The 2753-nt window shown below is 57.4% G+C and carries 3 protein-coding genes; all 3 read left to right on the forward strand.

Annotation, left to right across the window (positions count from 1 at the left end; genetic code table 11):
* Positions 1–338 precede the first annotated feature (338 nt).
* A complete protein-coding gene (locus tag AC13DD_RS00080; RefSeq protein ID WP_482930655.1) occupies positions 339–779 on the forward strand; it encodes an IS3 family transposase in 441 nt (146 codons plus the stop codon).
* Positions 780–920: 141 nt separating this feature from the next.
* Positions 921–1283, forward strand: coding sequence for a hypothetical protein (locus AC13DD_RS00085; protein ID WP_482930653.1), 363 nt, complete (start codon positions 921–923; stop codon positions 1281–1283).
* A gap of 489 nt (positions 1284–1772) precedes the next feature.
* Positions 1773–2753: group II intron reverse transcriptase/maturase (gene ltrA, locus AC13DD_RS00090; RefSeq protein WP_482930654.1), on the forward strand; the 981-nt coding region annotated here is incomplete at its 3' end.

Consider the following 2753-nt stretch of genomic DNA (forward strand, 5'->3'; position numbering starts at 1 on the left):
CTCAAACCGCTGATGCGTCATTGGTTCAAAGCCCCGGCTTCAGGTCAAAGTAAGACTTGGGTCCTGTATCCCAGAACCAATCAGGGACTCTTCAGTGCAGCCATTCTGTACCCACTCGTCGGTCACGGGAAAAAGGGATTCCGTTGGGGTGTTCCGGAGGGTAATCCCTTCCTGAGGACACGACCCAGAAACACTTGGACCTCGCGGTTTCCTGAGGTCGCTATGGCACTGTCCAGCGATTAAACGGAGAGCCGGATGCGCTGAAAGGTGCACCTCCGGTTCGGAGAGCAGAGGCAGGGAAATACTCCGACTACGCCCTGCCTCTTACTCTACTCAAACTGGGCAAGAAATACGTCTTCCTGGCGGTCGTTCTGGACATCTTCTCACGGCGGATCATCAGTTGGCGATTGGGCGAAAACCTGAGCGCGGACTTTGCCAAGGCAACGCTGAGAGCCGCCTTCACGAGCCGACAACCGGCATCGAACCTGCTGTTCCATACCGACCGTGGTATCGAATACCGGGCGCACAAAACCCAGGCGCTGCTGAACCAACATCGGGTACGGCACAGCATGAACCGCCCAGGCCAATGCACCGACAATGCCGAGGTGGAGTCCTTCTTCAAAACCCTGAAGGGAGAATTGCTGCACGCCACCAGCTTCGTGACGTTGAGACAATTACGAAAGCACATCAAGGACTATATTGAAGGCTTCTATAACAGCCATCGGCTGCACAGTGGCCTTGGTTACCGGACTCCGATAGAGTTCGAGGGGATTAACTGATGGGGCGTGTCCAATTTATTGGGGGAAGTCCACAGTCACTACGTGTGGCCTTTTGTGCGTGGCTTCGCCACTGTCGCACAAAAGGCCACACTCCGTTCCTGCGCGCAAATGCAGGCGTTATGCACTAAATTGAGTACCAGCATGGACATAATCGCAGAGTCCGTAAAACTGCACAGTCAGGCGTGGAGTGACCAGAGCAGATTCACGGAGTGTTTGGAGCAAGCGGCAGGGCTGCTCAAGCAAGCTTATGAATCTGGAGATACCAGCTCTCTACTTATCAATAATTATGCAGCCGTGCTTTTGGACTTGCATCGAAATTTTGACGCCCTTGAATTACTGCGGCTTTGTGATCCGGATTTTTCTGAATTCTGCGCAAACTACGCCATAGCGGTCGCAAAAGCAGCTTACGATATCGACCTAATCCGCCATTGGAACCAAGCTGCATCAAAATACCCTAAAGACGAAAGAGCTATTGTCGCTTACATGGACTGGCAAGGACTGTAAATGCATAACAAGTGGCTGTTGTCGGACGCACCTACGCTTGCGCTTCGGTGCGCCGCAAAGCCAAGGCGTGTGTGCCGGGCATGGCACAGAACTAGGGAGGTGAAAGTCCTCCTGCCAGGTGTTCGCAGAGCCGAAGGCTAGGAGAAGGGCAAGGGCGTCATCGCGAGGTGGGGTCTGAAGGAAGCCCAATCCAAAGCGGCGGGACGACGAACAGGAACCCGATACGAGGTGTGGTACACCCGGGGCGAGTGGGCACGTGACCGCGAAGCCCTCCTTCTGCGACTGGGGTGTACTTTATAAATCGGGCGTTCACGTCGTGAAAGCTCTGTGCCTTACCCCGGGAGGTCTGCCACGTGTGGACGGACCCACTGAGAGACGAGCGATCGTCTCTGATCGCGTGGCAGAAATCAGCAGAGGGCATAGTAGGTTCGCCCGTGAACCGAAGGCCCGAACAGAGACAGGAGTCGAGAGTCCGTGCAGGGAAACGGGATGGCATCCGCAAAGCAGCTAGCGCTGCCCCTGGAGTCTCCAGGGGATGAACCCGTTGCCGGAAACCGGGAAGGCTCGCACTCCGTTCAACCCTCACCGTGGATGGCGCGTGTGTTGAGCAGGGACAACCTCAATCGCGCCCTGAAACAGGTTCGACGTAACAAGGGAGCGCCGGGCATCGACGGCATGACCGTGGATGAGTTGCCGGATTATCTGCGCCAACACTGGCCCGAGATCCGGCAGCAACTGCTCCAGCAGACCTACCGACCAAAACCGGTCCGGCGGGTTACCATCCCCAAAGCCAACGGCGGTTCCCGCCCTCTGGGCATTCCAACGGTGCTGGATCGCTTTATCCAGCAAGCAATCGCTCAGGTTATCCAGCAGGACTGGGAACCGCGCTTCCACCCACACAGCTACGGCTTCCGTCCGGGACGCTCTGCGCATCAAGCGGTCCGATACGGACAGCGCTGCGCCCGGGAAGGTCGCAACTGGGTGGTGGATCTGGACCTGGAAGCCTTCTTTGACCGGGTAAACCATGATCGCCTGATGGCACGTCTGAAACGGCACACGCCGGACAGGCCGATGCTCAGGTTGATCAACCGGTACCTGAAGGCAGGTGTACAGATCGACAGCCGCAAAACACCAACACCCGAGGGCGTACCACAAGGCGGGCCACTGTCCCCGGTGTTGGCGAATGTGATGCTGGATGAACTGGATTGGGAGCTGGACCGGCGCAACCTGCGCTTCGCCCGCTACGCGGATGACTGCCAGATCTACGTGGGCAGTCACCGCGCAGGCGAGCGGGTGATGGTGAGTCTGACGCGCTTTATCGAGGACTCGCTGAGGCTCACAGTGAATACACGAAAGAGCGCGGTAGACCGGCCCTGGAAGCGCAGCTTCCTGGGCTTCACCCTCAGCCGGAAAGGGCAGCGATTGAAAGTGGCTGACAAAGCCATCACCAAGCTGAAAACCCAGATCCGG

The sequence above is a fragment of the Marinobacter sp. L-13 genome (genome assembly GCF_056857715.1).